This window comes from Haemophilus haemolyticus (genome assembly GCF_003490935.1).
Taxonomy (GTDB): Bacteria; Pseudomonadota; Gammaproteobacteria; order Enterobacterales; family Pasteurellaceae; genus Haemophilus; species Haemophilus haemolyticus_M.
In genome coordinates this window covers 243,882-257,029 of sequence record NZ_QQGD01000002.1, presented here as the reverse complement: position 1 = coordinate 257,029, position 13,148 = coordinate 243,882, and the positions used below count along the sequence as shown (strand labels likewise).

Here is a 13,148-nt window from a genome sequence, read left to right as displayed (position 1 = left end):
TCAAAGGAAAAGCTCACTTTATAGTGAGCTTTTTTATTTTATATGTAAGTAAAAAGCGCTTTATTTACTGAAATATTATTTGGATAGATAGCCCAAAACCATAATCTTGAATTTAAGAGCAGATTCTTAAATGCCTTGTATTTTTGTCTAGAATTCCTTGTTTCTTTAATTCTTGACTAATACGAATAGCAGTTTCTGTTTCACATCCACAAAATTCAGCTACTTCTCGGTAGGTCCAAGGATAATCGGGATAACTTTCAGTTAAATTTTCAATTGCATCAATTATACGTTCGTAGCTTCGTTTATAGGCTGTATTACTTACTCGGTGTTCTGCGTCATATAATTCATTCGAAAGTTGTTTCATAAGATAGCGGGAAAAATCAGGATTATTTGCGATAAAAGTAGTGTGATTTCCAGGAAATATACGAATAATATCTGCTTCTAGTAATACCTTTGCACTACAATGATAAGTTGTTTCACTAAAGATTGTTCTAAACCCAAAATATTCATTAGCATGATAAAGTCGAATCAAGGTTTCTTTACCATTTTCTAAGCTATGATAAAGCCCGACTAACCCTTGTTTTAAAAAATAAAATTCTTTAGGTTTTTCACCTTGAGTATAAATTAAGCTATTTTTCCCTAGTGTTTTACTTTCAGAAATAATGCATTGTTGTAAGTTTTGAGGTAAATAAGGTGATGAGCTTGACATAAATATCCTTTTAATACATAAACAACTTTAGGTTACTATACAAATTTCTGTTTTTATCTGCTATAAGCAAGTTTTAAAAGTGTTAACTTGGTAACAAAATTTTTATTTTAAATGAATAATATTATTTTGCTTTACCAAAGCATTTTGCAAATTCTTTCAAATAGGGTTCCATGTGAGAGAGCGCCATATAATAGGCTTCGCAGAGTTGATTATGTGGTTTTCCAAATCCTTGAACCGTTCGATGTTTGGGACAACCTCCATGACAGGCAAAACGAAATTTACAGCTTTTGCATCGTTCGGAAAGAAAGGATTTCGCTGAACCGAAATGTTTTTGTTTTATGTTATCAACTAATGTTACTAGTGGTGTTTCTATTAGGTTTCCTAACTTGTACTCAGGGTAAACATAATGATCGCAACTATAAATATCCCCATTTTGTTCAATAACTAATTGATCTCCGCAGGTTTCACGAAAAATACATAAATTAGGTTGTAATCCAAGATAGGCCATAAACCATTGTTCAATAAACTGAATCCCAATTTTTCCTACATCATTAGCGTACCATTCATCAAAAATATTAATTAGAAACTGGCCATAATCCTTTGCAGAGGCTTGTTGCTTATAATCTCCCATTAGTGGAATAAATTGCATATATGGCGATCCAATTCGTTTTAGAAAATGATAGATTTCTTTGCCATGTAGGACATTTAGATTATGCACTACTGTGAGAGTATTAAAAGACACTTGATAGTTATGTAGTAAATCTAGTGCATCTATTACTTGTTGAAATGTGCCTTTGCTATTTTTAGTTAAACGATAGGTATCATGTAAGTGTTCTGGACCATCTATAGAAAGCCCGACAAGAAAATTATGATCATGCAGAAAACGGCACCAATCGGCATTAAGTAATACACCATTGGTTTGTAGCGAATTTTCAATTTGTTTCCCATTAGCATATTTATGCTGAAAATCGACCGCTCTTTTATAGAAATCAAGGCCTGCCATGGTTGGCTCGCCGCCTTGCCAGAGGAAAGTTACTTGTTGTTGAGGGGCTGTTTCTATGTAAGATTTGATATAGGTTTCTAATACCTCATCACTCATGGCTCGTTGATTTAAATGAGGTTTTTCCAAGTAAAAGCAATACTGGCAATCTAAATTACAAATTGAGCCAGTAGGTTTTGCCATTAATTGAAATGCGTTCATACATCATATCCTTTCTATTTTTTTCATCATAACAGAATATTTTTAAGTGTATATGATGCTGATCATAAGATATGCTCATCTCCTTACGCCACAATTAGAATACATTATTAAGTTGATTTTCTTGATAGGAGTAGAAATGGCAATTAGTACAATTTTTATCTTACTGATTTGCGGTATTTGTACCAATATGGTTTCTGCTATTTTTGGTATTGGTGGTGGGGTATTGATGGTGCCAATTTTACGTACATTATTTCCTGAATTGCCGATTCAAGTTATTTCAGCTACATCTCTCACCATTGTGATGTGTACCGCATTGATTAACTTATTATTTTTCCATAAGCAAAAAATTAAAATTGATCATATCAATATGATTTTATGGTCTATAGCGATGATTATTGGTGTACAAATTGGTTTTGAATTAAGTTTTTATTTTTCTACAGCGATAATTAGTTTAATTTTTACAGTAAGTTTGAGTGTACTAGCGATTAAAACATTTTTAAACAGATCGAGAATACAAATAGAAGTGCTTAATATGTCTCCTATAGAACGAGCTAAAGGTAGTATTAGTTGCTGCGGAGGAGGTTTAATAGCGGGTATTACAGGTATTGGAGGCGGCTCTATCCTTGCTCCGCTTGTTGGCCAATTAAAAGGGGTAAAAACACAACAAATTGCCGTTTATACGAATTACATGATGATTATTGGCGGTATTGGTAATTTATATGGCTATCTCACAAGGGTCTTCCCTTATGATGTCAGTCTAAGTGGCCAATTAGGATATGTAAATTTTCTTGTAGTTGGTGTCGTTACCTTGGGTTCATTTGGGATGAGTTTCTTCTCAATGAAATTGCGCGGATTAATGAATCCAGCTTTAACAAGAAAATTATTGGCGATTATTTTATTTTGTATTGCAGCCTATATGTGCATCTTGGAATTTGTATTTCATTAAATCGAATAAACTAGACCTAGTTATTCTAGGCCTATTTACCAATTAGCGTTTTCGCAATCTCTCTTGCTTGCGCATCAATTTCGAGTACATCATCAATATTTTGAATAGTATAAGGCGAAATTTTCTCAATTGTTTTCGAATTAATTTTAGCAATATCCATAAAGCTAATTTGACGATCTAAAAATGCTTGTACAGCAATTTCATTAGCTGCATTCATTGCTGTTGTCGCATATTGACCCGCAGCAAAGGCATCAATAGCGAGTTTTAAATTTGGATAGCGATTAAAATCAGGTTCAATAAAGGTCAGCTCTTTGATTTTAAAGAAATCGAGAGGTTCTACTCCAGCAAAAGTGCGGTGAGGATATGCCATAGTTTCTGCAATTGGTGTACGCATATCTGGATTTCCCATTTGAGCAATGACTGAGCCGTCAACATAACGCACCATAGAATGAATAATCGATTGTGGATGAATAATGACTTCTATTTCTTCCGCACTTGCGTTGAAAAGCCAGCGAGCCTCAATGTATTCTAAGCCTTTATTCATCATTGTAGCTGAATCGACAGAGATTTTTTTACCCATAGACCAATTAGGGTGTGCAACCGCTTGTTCTGGTGTGATGTTGGTGAATTGTTCAAGTGGTATGTAACGGAATGGCCCGCCAGAACCAGTGAGTATAATTTTACTTACACCTAATTCAGAAAGTGGGCAAAAACCAATTTTTTCTTGTGCTTCTGGCGGTAACGATTGAAAGATAGCATTATGTTCACTATCTACTGGTAAAAGCTTCGCACCATAGTTTTTTACGGCATCAATAAAAAGCTGTCCGCAGGTTACCAATGATTCTTTATTTGCCAGTAATACCCGTTTACCCGCTTTAACCGCTGAAAGAGTAGGTAACAATCCTGCAGCACCAACAATCGACGCCATTATCTGATCTGCATCTGGATGTGCTGCAAGTTCACAAATAGCTTGTTGTCCTGCTAATACTTCCGTTGGAATATGATGCGCAATTAATTTCTCACGTAAAATTTTAGCCGCATTTACATCATCAAGAACCGCAAAGTGCGGTCGGTATTTGATACATTGTTCAAACATTGCTTCTACATTTTTTCCGCCGACGAGTGCAAATGCATGATATTTCTGAGGGTTATTTTCGATAACCGAAAGGGTGCTCTTACCGATTGATCCCGTTGAACCAAGAATGACAATGTTTTGTTTTTGCATAGAAACTTTACCGCACTTTTGTTGATGATATGTTCATTGGTACGTTTAAATTCGCATACCTAATAAAATAAAGGCAGACAAAACTGTCTGCCTTTTGCATTTTTTATGATTAGAAATCCATTAATTCTTTTTCTTTATCCGCTAATACTTCATCTACTTTTTTAATGTAAATATCTGTGATTTTTTGGATTTCTTCTTCTGCTTTATGTTGTTCGTTTTCGCTAATTTCTTTGTCTTTTAATAATGCTTTGATTTTATCATTCGCATCACGACGCACATTACGAACCGCAACTTTACCTTGTTCACCTTCGCCTTTTACAATTTTGATTAAATCGCGACGACGTTCTTCTGTTAATGGCGGAAGTGGAACACGGATTGTGGTACCCGCTGAAGATGGGTTTAAACCTAAATCTGAGGTTAAAATTGCTTTTTCTACCGCAGAGATTAAAGAACGATCAAAAACAGTTACAGCTAAAGTACGCGCATCTTCTGCCACTACGTTTGCTAATTGGCGAAGAGGGGTCGCTGCACCATAATACTCCACTTGAATTGCATCAAGTAAACTCGGTTGTGCACGACCTGTACGGATTTTCGAAATATGGCCTTTTAATGCTTCAAGGCTTTTTTCCATACGATCTTGAGCATCTTTTTTAATTTGGTTAAGCATTGCATTGTCCTTTTAATTGACGAAATTTAAAACGCGGTGATTTTACTGGATTTTTGTAAATTTTTGAATACATTTATCAGCTTGAAAACAGATAAAAAATGACCGCACTTCAGTCACCCAAAGTGCGGTTAATATTTTTAGTATTTTTAATTAAGCTTTAGGACCAGCTGCAATTAAAGCTTTGCCTTCTTCGTTAGTTGCATATTTAACAAAGTTTTTCACAAAGCGACCGGCTAAGTCTTCAGCTTTTGATTGCCATTGTGCTTTATCTGCGTAAGTATCACGAGGATCCAAGATCGCAGAATCTACACCTGGTAATGCTTTAGGAATTGCTAAGTTGAAGATTGGCAATTCGCCCATTTCAGCTTTTTCAATTGAGCCATCTAAGATTGCATCAATGATTCCGCGAGTATCTTTGATTGAGATACGTTTGCCTGTGCCATTCCAACCAGTATTCACTAAGTAAGCTTCAGCACCCGCTGCTTGCATACGTTTTACTAACACTTCAGCATATTGAGTTGGGTGAAGGGTTAAGAATGCTGCACCAAAACATGCTGAGAAAGTTGGAGTTGGTTCAGTAATACCACGTTCAGTACCTGCTAATTTTGCAGTGAAACCAGATAAGAAGTAGTATTTAGTTTGTTCTGGAGTCAATTTAGATACTGGTGGTAATACACCAAATGCATCTGCAGTTAAGAAAATTACTTTAGTTGCGTGGCCAGCACGAGAAACTGGTTTAACAATGTTATCGATGTGATAAATTGGGTAAGACACGCGAGTATTTTCTGTTTTTGAACCATCATCGAAATCGACAGAACCATCTGCACGAACAACCACGTTTTCTAGTAATGCATCGCGACGGATAGCGCGGTAAATATCTGGTTCATTTTCTTCTGAAAGGTGAATGGTTTTCGCATAGCAACCACCTTCAAAGTTAAAGATACCAACATCATCCCAGCCGTGCTCATCATCACCGATTAATTCACGTTTTGGATCGGTTGAAAGGGTTGTTTTACCTGTGCCAGATAAGCCGAAGAAGATTGCTACATCGCCATCTTTACCCACGTTAGCTGAGCAGTGCATTGCACCTACACCTTTAAGTGGCAGGAAGTAGTTCATCATGGAGAACATACCTTTTTTCATTTCACCGCCGTACCAAGTACCACCGATTAATTGAATGCGCTCAGTTAAGTTGAAGGCAACGAAGTTTTCTGAATTTAAACCTTGTTCTTTCCAGTTTGGATTGGTTACTTTAGAGCCGTTCATTACAACGAAATCTGGTTTAAAATTTTTGAGTTGTTCTTCAGTTGGGCGAATAAACATGTTTTTCACAAAGTGTGCTTGCCATGCAACTTCAGTTACAATACGTACTGCAATACGGTCGTGTTCGCTAGCACCACAGAAACCATCAACTACAAATAAGCGTTTACGAGAGAGTTGGTTAGTTACTAAGTCTTTTAAGCTTTGCCATGTAGCTTGGTTCATTGGTTTGTTGTCATTTTTCGCTGCTTCAGATGTCCACCAAACAGTATCTTTGGTTTTTTCATCTAACACGATATATTTATCTTTTGGTGAACGGCCAGTGAAGATACCAGTATCTACAGCTACAGCACCAGTCGTAGTTAAAGTACCTTTTTCAAACCCTTCTAAACCTGGATTGGTTTCTTCTTCGAACAATTGCTCGTAGCTTGGATTGTAGACAACTTCTTTTACGTCATAAATGCCTAGAGCTTCAAGTTCTTTTACTACTTTGTTTAAGTCTGTCATAAGTCACCTCTAATATTTAAGATTAAAATTTAACTGTCGCCTATTCTAAAGAATGTCAATGCAAAAAAATGTTAACTAGATCTCATTTTTGAAAAATTATAGCTCTTCATTACCTATTTTTAGGTGTATTGATGATGTAGATCAAAAATCCCGATATGGCGTCGGGATTGTTTTTAAAGTTTTGTTGATTTTAATTTTTCAATTGCTTCTTTATTAAAAAAGTAGTGTGTGCCACAGCACTCACATTGCATATCAATACTGCCTTTATGCTCGGCTAATATTTCGTCAATTTCTTCATCAGAGATGAGCAGTAATGCAGAACCAGAACGCTCAGCAGAGCAGCCACAGAAAAATTGTACATCTTGTGCTGGATAAAGATTGACGGTTTCTTCATGATACAAACGATAGAGTAACTCTTCTGCAGGGAGACCAAATAATTCTTCGTTTTTTATTGTTGCTGCGAGCGTAGTTAAATGCTCAAAATCTTCTGGTGTACCAGAACCATCAGGCATAATCTGTAATAGCATACCTGCTGCCACTGGTTTTCCTTCATATTCACCAGTACGAATAATTAATTGAGTTTGAAGCTGTTCTGAACGTACAAAATAATCTTCTAAGCATTCTGTGATTGTCGGTTTATCCAAGCTAATTACACCTTGATAGCGTTCGCCTTCTTTTGGTGCAATAGTAATGACCAATACCCCTTTACCAATCATATTATGCAGACTCATATTTTCAGTGATGTTGCCATCCACTCGAGCAAGGGCGCGGATTTGTTGTTGATCATTGCCATTTACTAATGCTAAGCGTAATGGACCATCGCCTTGAATTTGTACGGTGATATTGCCGTCAAATTTTAGTGTGGCAGTAAGCAAATTAGTCGCCACCATCATTTCACCCAATAAATCCTGTACTGCTTTAGGATAGTGATGGGTATTTAATGTATCAGTAAATGTTTTATTTAAACGAACCCATTCCCCACGAACCGCACGATTTTGGAAAAGATAACGGTAAAGCTTGTCATTGTCTTGAGTATAGTCTTGTTGATTGGTCATTGATCATTCCTAATTGAAAGAAAAAGTGCGGTAGTTTTTCCCGCACTTTTTGTTTTTATCATCTTATTTAAGTGTTGCTAGTCATAATTGGGGCTATTCAGTGGATTGCAAGGGAGTCTTGTGAAATCCAATTGTGATATGCGCGTTAAAATATGATTAAGCAAATCTTGTTTTGGCTTCTGCAATAGCTTCGGCAACACGCAATGGCGATACACCGCCTTTTGCACAACGTTTGTCTAAGCAAGATTGGAGGGAAAGAATCTCGTAAACATCATCTCCCACTACTTCACTAAATTGGCAGAATTCAGGGATAGTAAGATCTTCTAATCCTTTACCTTTCTCGATTGCATAAACGACCGTTTCACCCACGATATGATGGGAATCTCGGAAAGGTACGCCCTTAGAGACTAAATAATCCGCTAATTCAGTTGCGTTTGAATAACCTTTTAACGCGGCTTCACGAGTACGTTCAACATTTACTTTCAATTCATCTAATACGAACGTTGCCATGTCCACACAGTTTTGCCAGGTATCTAAGGCATCAAAAATACCCTCTTTGTCTTCTTGCATATCTTTATTATACGCAAGTGGCAAGCCTTTTAAGGTGACTAGCATGCCTGTTAATGAGCCAATCACTCTGCCTGCTTTGCCTCGAATTAACTCACACGCATCAGGATTTTTCTTTTGTGGCATTAATGATGAGCCAGAAGTCACGCGGTCGGATAGCTCTACGAAATTTGCCTCTCCGCTGTTAAAGATAATCATATCTTCAGCAAAGCGAGAAAGATGCGCCATACTGAGGGAAGCGATGGAAAGCAATTCTACGATATGATCGCGGTCAGAGACGCTATCTAAGCTATTTCTAGTTGCGAAAGCAAAACCAAGATCGTGCGCAAGTGAATCACGATCTACAGCATAAGCCGTACCAGCCAGCGCACCACTACCAAGTGGACAGGTATTCATACGATTATACGCATCTGTTAAACGTGAATAGTCGCGGTCGAACATTTCCACATATGCCATACACCAATGAGCAAACGTTATTGGTTGAGCTCGTTGTAAATGGGTATAGCCAGGCATTACTGCTTGTTGTGTGTTTTCTGCGGTTTGAACTAAGTGGCGTTGCAAATTACGTACTGATTCTTGTAATTCAACCACACGTTGTTTGCACCATAGTTTTATATCTACTGCCACTTGATCGTTACGGCTACGACCAGTATGTAATTTTTTACCAAGGTTGCCTACTTTATCGATTAGCTTACTTTCAACCCAGCTATGAATATCTTCAGCATCATCTTGTAAAATTGCTTGCGGATTTGACCGCACTTCAATAAGTAATTCATTTAGTGCTTGTTCAAGTTGATGCTGTTCTTCGATAGTTAATACATTGACTTTCACCAAGGCTTTGGACCAACCAATCGAGCCTTGAATATCCTGTTCTGCCAAACGATAATCAAAACGTAGCGAGTCATTAAAATCTTTAAAACGTTTATCCGCTGCCTGCGTAAAACGCCCACCCCAAAGTGCCATAATCTTTCCTTTTTACTTTAATTAATTATTCTATTATTGTGCATATTTATGCATAAAGCAATATTCTATATTAATAATAAAACAAAAATGGACAAAATCTTTCATTTTGTCCATTTTATCTGTATTAGTACTATTTATAGCGTTTTTGCTAAATTTTTGATAAAGGTTTTGAATTCTTTACCTAATTTTTCGTGACGAATACCGTATTCTACGAAAGCTTCCATATAGCCAATTTTATCACCACAGTCGAATGTTTCACCTGTCATATGGAATGCTTCAACAGTTTCTTTTTCAATGAGCATATCAATCGCATCGGTTAATTGGATTTCATCACCAACACCGATTGGCGTCTTTTCCAACAAGTCCCAAATTGTGGCTGAGAAAACGTAACGACCCACTACAGCAAGGTTTGATGGCGCATCTTCAATAGAGGGTTTTTCAACAATGCTATTAATTTTTGCACTTTCACCGCCATTAAGATCTGCACCACCACAATCTGCAACACCATAGCTACTCACATTTTCTTGTGGAACAGGTGCAACCATTATCTGACTAGCTCCTGTTTCTTTAAAACGTCTAATCATTGCGGAAAGATTTTCTTTTTTCTGGTTTGCGCTAAAATCAGCCAATAATACATCGGGTAATACTACAGCAAAAGGCTCATTACCAACTACTGGACGACCACAAAGAACAGCATGACCTAAGCCCTTAGCATTACCTTGGCGAACATGCATAATAGTTACATCTTTTGGACAGATAGAACGTACTTCTTCTAGAAGCTGACGTTTAACGCGTTTTTCTAGCATTGTTTCTAGTTCAAAAGAGGTATCAAAATGGTTTTCGATAGCATTTTTTGATGAATGCGTGACAAGCACAATTTCTTTTATGCCGGCTGCAACACACTCATTTACCACGTATTGAATCAACGGCTTATCAACCAAAGTGAGCATTTCCTTCGGAATTGCCTTCGTGGCAGGCAACATACGTGTACCTAGACCGGCTACAGGGATAATTGCTTTCATAATATTAAATCCATTATTTACGATTATGATGAACTGTCTAATTGTTCATCTTTCATCTGTTTAATTCGTTGGTAAATTTCTTCTCGGTGAACGGATACTTCTTTAGGCGCTTCTACACCGAGTTTAACTTGGTTTCCACGTACACTCAAAATCGTGATAGAAATATCATTTCCAATAAGTACACTTTCGCCAACTTTACGAGTCAAGATTAACATCTTTTATCTCCTTAGTTTGCATTTATTAGATATCCCTATCAATCAAGGAAGGGTTGGCATCCCACCAACCGGCTTGTACTACAGATTTTTGTTTAACCAGTCTTGCGCCACTTTAACTGCTTGTGCCACATTTTCTGGTTGGGAGCCTCCTGCCATTGCCATATCCGGACGACCACCGCCTTTACCCCCGACCTGTTGAGCCATTAAATTAACGAGCTCTCCAGCTTTTACTTTGGTAGTTAAATCGTTTGTTACACCAACGACAAGGTTGACTTTTTCATCTAAGATCGATGCGAATGCGATTACGCCTGAGCCGAGTTGATTTTTTAAATCGTCGACCATTACACGTAATGATTTTGTTTCTATGCCATCCAATTGTTGCGCGATAACAGAAACACCGTTGATTTTCACCGCACTTTTCACAAAATCAGAACCAGCCTGCATAGCAGCTTTTTCTTTTAGACCTTGTAATTCTTTTTCCACTTTCTTCGCTTTGTCTTGAAGTTGTTGGATTTTTTCCACTAAGGTATTTACGTCTGATTTTAATAAGTCTGCGCTTTGGATCAGAATTCGTTGTTGATTATGTAACCACTCAATGGCATTTTCACCTGTTACAGCTTCAATACGACGAACGCCTGCAGCCACTGCGCTTTCAGTAATAATTTTAAATAGACCGATATCCCCCGTGCGTTTTGCGTGAATGCCACCACAAAGCTCAATTGAGAAATCGCCCATGGTCAATACGCGAACGTTATCACCATATTTCTCGCCAAAGAGTGCCATTGCCCCTTTTTCTTTCGCTGAATCAATGTCCATAATATCCGTTTGAACAGGGAAGTTAGCACGGATTTTTTGGTTTACTAATGTTTCAATTTGAGTTAATTGTTCTTTTGTAATTGCTTCTGGCTGTGCAAAGTCAAAACGCAAGGCTTTATCTGAAACAAGTGAGCCTTTTTGCACAACATGTTGACCTAAAACTTGACGTAAGGCCGCGTGCAATAAGTGTGTTGCTGAGTGATTGAGCGATGTGTTATGGCGACGTTCCGCATCCACAATAGCATTCACAGTTTGCCCAACTTTCAAACTTCCTTGCGTTAATTCTCCAATGTGTCCAAATACTTGCCCATATTTTTGGGTATCTTTCACATTAAAGGTCACGCCTTGCGCACTTAGATATCCGCTGTCACCAATTTGACCGCCTGATTCTGCATAAAACGGTGTATTTTCTAAAATAACGACTGCACTTTGACCTGCTTCGATACTTTCTACTGATTTACCATCATAGAAAAGTGCGGTGATTTTTGCTTGAGATTCGACTTCAGTATAGCCTTCAAACTTGGTTTCACCATCTACACGAATAATGCTGTTGTAGTCCACACCAAACTGACTCGCTGCTTGAGCACGAGTACGTTGTGCTTCCATTTCACGGTCAAAGGCTTGTTCATCAATAGTGATATTGCGCTCACGACATACATCAGCCGTTAAATCCAATGGGAAACCATAAGTATCATAAAGTTTGAATGCAACTTCACCTGAAAGAACGCCATCTTTCACTTGAGCAAGGGCTTCATCTAATAAGCTCAACCCACGTTCTAGAGTGCGAGCGAATTGTTCTTCTTCTAAACGTAATAGTTTTTCAACATTTACTTGTTTTGCTTTTACGTCTTTGCCTGCTTCTGCCATTACTTCAATTAGAGTTGGCACGAGTTTATAGAAAAAGGCTTCTTTGGCACCTAATAAGTGACCGTGACGAACTGCGCGACGAATAATGCGACGTAAGACATAACCGCGGCCTTCGTTTGATGGAATAACGCCATCAGCGATTAAATATGCACAAGAACGAATATGGTCAGCAATAACACGTAATGATTTATTACTTAAATCTGTTGTGCCAACAACTTCAGCCGTTTTTGCGATTAATGTTTTGAAAATATCAATCTCGTAGTTTGAGTTCACATGTTGCAATACAGCAGAAATACGCTCTAAGCCCATACCTGTGTCAACTGATGGTCGTGGTAATTTTTCCATTGTGCCATCGGCTAAACGGTTGAATTGCATGAACACAACGTTCCAGATTTCGATATAACGGTCGCCATCTTCTTCTGGTGAGCCTGGAGGTCCGCCCCAAATATGATCACCGTGATCGTAGAAAATTTCAGTACAAGGACCGCAAGGACCTGTGTCGCCCATTGCCCAGAAGTTGTCTGATGCGTAAGGTGCGCCTTTATTGTCGCCAATGCGAATAATGCGTTCAGCAGGAACACCGACTTCTTTATTCCAGATGTTGTAGGCTTCGTCATCGGTTTCATATACGGTTACCCATAGTTTTTCTTTAGGTAAACCAAGCCATTGTGGCGAAGTTAAATATTCCCAAGCAAAATTAATGGCATCGTGTTTAAAGTAATCACCAAAACTGAAGTTACCGAGCATTTCAAAGAAAGTATGATGACGCGCGGTATAACCAACATTTTCTAAGTCGTTATGTTTACCACCAGCACGTACGCAACGTTGCGCTGTGGTGGCTCTAGAATAAGGGCGTTTATCCATTCCAAGGAATACATCCTTAAATTGGTTCATCCCAGCGTTCGTGAAAAGCAAAGTCGGATCATTTTCCGGCACAAGTGAGCTACTCTCAACTACTTGGTGGCCTTTGCTATGGAAAAAATCAAGGAATGATTGTCTTATTTCTGCTGTTGTTTTCATTAAAAAGAATCCTTGTTACCCATAATAAAAATAAAAACTAAATCGCTCTATTCTTGCATATTTTTGAAATTTATAAAAAGGCTTTTTGCCAAAACCCCAAAATAAAAC

11 protein-coding genes are annotated in these 13,148 nt (G+C 37.9%); 1 reads left to right on the top strand and 10 read right to left on the bottom strand.

Going from position 1 to position 13,148, the window contains the following annotated elements; genetic code table 11:
* Window positions 1-112 precede the first annotated feature (112 nt).
* Both DV417_RS03580 and DV417_RS03575 read right to left on the bottom strand, forming a co-directional pair.
* The gene (locus DV417_RS03580; protein WP_065246518.1) at window positions 113-709 is read right to left on the bottom strand and encodes a Crp/Fnr family transcriptional regulator; all 597 of its coding nucleotides are present in this window, start codon (window positions 707-709) and stop codon (window positions 113-115) included.
* A gap of 121 nt (window positions 710-830) precedes the next feature.
* On the bottom strand, window positions 831-1,910 hold the full coding sequence (locus tag DV417_RS03575; RefSeq protein WP_065246519.1) for an anaerobic sulfatase maturase: 1,080 nt from the start codon (window positions 1,908-1,910) through the stop codon (window positions 831-833).
* Window positions 1,911-2,046: 136 nt separating this feature from the next.
* On the opposite strand from DV417_RS03575, the gene DV417_RS03570 reads away from it, so the two are divergent.
* Window positions 2,047-2,856 carry a sulfite exporter TauE/SafE family protein gene (locus DV417_RS03570; RefSeq protein ID WP_118878587.1) on the top strand — a complete coding sequence of 270 codons (810 nt, stop codon included), beginning with the start codon at window positions 2,047-2,049 and terminating at the stop codon, window positions 2,854-2,856.
* A gap of 31 nt (window positions 2,857-2,887) precedes the next feature.
* Here the strand turns inward: DV417_RS03570 and ispC are convergent, their stop codons facing one another.
* The 8 genes from ispC to alaS form a co-directional block, all read right to left on the bottom strand.
* Window positions 2,888-4,081, bottom strand: coding sequence for a 1-deoxy-D-xylulose-5-phosphate reductoisomerase (gene ispC, locus DV417_RS03565; protein ID WP_065249869.1), 1,194 nt, complete (start codon window positions 4,079-4,081; stop codon window positions 2,888-2,890).
* 109 nt (window positions 4,082-4,190) lie between these two features.
* A complete protein-coding gene (frr, locus tag DV417_RS03560; protein WP_005632773.1) occupies window positions 4,191-4,748 on the bottom strand; it encodes a ribosome recycling factor in 558 nt (185 codons plus the stop codon).
* Window positions 4,749-4,898: 150 nt separating this feature from the next.
* Window positions 4,899-6,515 (bottom strand): phosphoenolpyruvate carboxykinase (ATP), encoded by a 1,617-nt coding sequence (gene pckA / locus DV417_RS03555; RefSeq protein WP_005636257.1) that lies wholly within the window; start codon window positions 6,513-6,515, stop codon window positions 4,899-4,901.
* Between the two features lie 173 nt (window positions 6,516-6,688).
* Entirely contained in the window at window positions 6,689-7,570 is an 882-nt protein-coding gene (hslO, locus tag DV417_RS03550; RefSeq protein ID WP_065249870.1) for an Hsp33 family molecular chaperone HslO, read from the bottom strand.
* Between the two features lie 156 nt (window positions 7,571-7,726).
* Window positions 7,727-9,100, bottom strand: coding sequence for an argininosuccinate lyase (gene argH, locus DV417_RS03545; RefSeq protein ID WP_065249871.1), 1,374 nt, complete (start codon window positions 9,098-9,100; stop codon window positions 7,727-7,729).
* 134 nt (window positions 9,101-9,234) lie between these two features.
* Window positions 9,235-10,122 (bottom strand): UTP--glucose-1-phosphate uridylyltransferase GalU, encoded by an 888-nt coding sequence (galU, locus tag DV417_RS03540; RefSeq protein WP_065249872.1) that lies wholly within the window; start codon window positions 10,120-10,122, stop codon window positions 9,235-9,237.
* Between the two features lie 23 nt (window positions 10,123-10,145).
* Window positions 10,146-10,337: a carbon storage regulator CsrA gene (csrA, locus tag DV417_RS03535; RefSeq protein WP_005625841.1), complete on the bottom strand. Its 192-nt coding sequence runs from the start codon at window positions 10,335-10,337 to the stop codon at window positions 10,146-10,148.
* 78 nt (window positions 10,338-10,415) lie between these two features.
* Window positions 10,416-13,040 carry an alanine--tRNA ligase gene (gene alaS, locus DV417_RS03530; RefSeq protein ID WP_065249873.1) on the bottom strand — a complete coding sequence of 875 codons (2,625 nt, stop codon included), beginning with the start codon at window positions 13,038-13,040 and terminating at the stop codon, window positions 10,416-10,418.
* Window positions 13,041-13,148 lie beyond the last annotated feature (108 nt).

What these genes read in the sequence shown, in the direction of transcription:
- hslO (WP_065249870.1), bottom strand. Translation starts at nt 7,570, where the DNA reads ATGACCAATCAACAAGACTATACTCAAGACAATGACAAGCTTTACCGT.
- DV417_RS03570 (WP_118878587.1), top strand. Translation starts at nt 2,047, where the DNA reads ATGGCAATTAGTACAATTTTTATCTTACTGATTTGCGGTATTTGTACC.
- pckA (WP_005636257.1), bottom strand. Translation starts at nt 6,515, where the DNA reads ATGACAGACTTAAACAAAGTAGTAAAAGAACTTGAAGCTCTAGGCATT.
- ispC (WP_065249869.1), bottom strand. Translation starts at nt 4,081, where the DNA reads ATGCAAAAACAAAACATTGTCATTCTTGGTTCAACGGGATCAATCGGT.
- DV417_RS03575 (WP_065246519.1), bottom strand. Translation starts at nt 1,910, where the DNA reads ATGAACGCATTTCAATTAATGGCAAAACCTACTGGCTCAATTTGTAAT.
- csrA (WP_005625841.1), bottom strand. Translation starts at nt 10,337, where the DNA reads ATGTTAATCTTGACTCGTAAAGTTGGCGAAAGTGTACTTATTGGAAAT.
- DV417_RS03580 (WP_065246518.1), bottom strand. Translation starts at nt 709, where the DNA reads ATGTCAAGCTCATCACCTTATTTACCTCAAAACTTACAACAATGCATT.
- galU (WP_065249872.1), bottom strand. Translation starts at nt 10,122, where the DNA reads ATGAAAGCAATTATCCCTGTAGCCGGTCTAGGTACACGTATGTTGCCT.
- argH (WP_065249871.1), bottom strand. Translation starts at nt 9,100, where the DNA reads ATGGCACTTTGGGGTGGGCGTTTTACGCAGGCAGCGGATAAACGTTTT.
- frr (WP_005632773.1), bottom strand. Translation starts at nt 4,748, where the DNA reads ATGCTTAACCAAATTAAAAAAGATGCTCAAGATCGTATGGAAAAAAGC.
- alaS (WP_065249873.1), bottom strand. Translation starts at nt 13,040, where the DNA reads ATGAAAACAACAGCAGAAATAAGACAATCATTCCTTGATTTTTTCCAT.